Origin of the sequence: Defluviimonas sp. D31 (genome assembly GCF_033436765.1) — a bacterium.
Taxonomy (GTDB): Bacteria; Pseudomonadota; Alphaproteobacteria; order Rhodobacterales; family Rhodobacteraceae; genus Albidovulum.
Genome location: NZ_JAWQFN010000068.1, coordinates 1 through 958, shown reverse-complemented (window position 1 = coordinate 958; position 958 = coordinate 1). Strand labels below are relative to the sequence as shown.

The 958-nt window shown below is 67.0% G+C and carries 1 protein-coding gene; it reads left to right on the top strand.

The genetic code is table 11. The annotated features are described in order from the left end of the window. Nucleotides 1-11 precede the first annotated feature (11 nt). On the top strand, nt 12-958 hold a 947-nt coding region (gene glyA, locus R5H32_RS20910), incomplete at its 3' end, for a serine hydroxymethyltransferase (protein WP_318340566.1).

The following is a 958-nucleotide window of genomic DNA, read 5'->3' as shown; positions in this document are numbered from 1 at the left end:
AGGAGACGCTTATGGACACCGCAATCCGCGACACCGGATTTTTCACTGAACCGCTTTCCTCGCGCGACCCGGAGCTTTTCGGCTCGATCCGCGACGAGCTTGGCCGTCAGCGCGACGAGATCGAGCTGATCGCCTCGGAGAACATCGTCTCGCTCGCGGTGCTCGAAGCGCAGGGCTCGGTGCTGACCAACAAGTATGCCGAGGGCTATCCGGGCAAGCGCTACTACGGCGGCTGCCAGTATGTCGACGTCGCCGAGACGCTGGCGATCGAGCGCGCCAAGGCGCTCTTCAACTGCAACTACGCCAACGTCCAGCCGAACTCGGGGTCGCAGATGAACCAGGCGGTGTTCCTGGCGCTCCTCAAGCCCGGAGACACGTTCATGGGGCTCGACCTCAACTCGGGCGGCCACCTCACCCACGGCTCGCCGGTCAACATGTCGGGCAAGTGGTTCAACGTCGTCTCCTACGGCGTGCGCGCCCAGGACCAGCGGCTCGACATGGACGACGTCCGCGCCAAGGCGCTGGAGCACCGGCCCAAGCTCATCCTCGCCGGCGGCACCGCCTACAGCCGCGAGTGGGACTGGGCGGCGTTCCGCGCCATCGCCGACGAGATCGGCGCCTACCTGCATGTCGACATGGCCCATATCGCGGGGCTGGTCGCGGGCGGGGTCCACGCCTCGCCGCTGCCGCATGCCCATGTCGTGACCACGACGACGCACAAGAGCTTGCGCGGCCCGCGCGGCGGCATGATCCTCTGCAACGACGAGGAGATCGCCAAGAAGATGAACTCGGCCGTCTTCCCGGGCCTGCAGGGCGGCCCGCTGATGCATGTGATCGCGGCCAAGGCGGTGGCCTTCGGCGAGGCGCTGCGTCCCGAGTTCAAGACCTACGCGGCGCAGGTCAAGAAGAACGCGGCGGCGATGGCGGACGAGCTGATGAAGGGCGGGATCGACGTCGT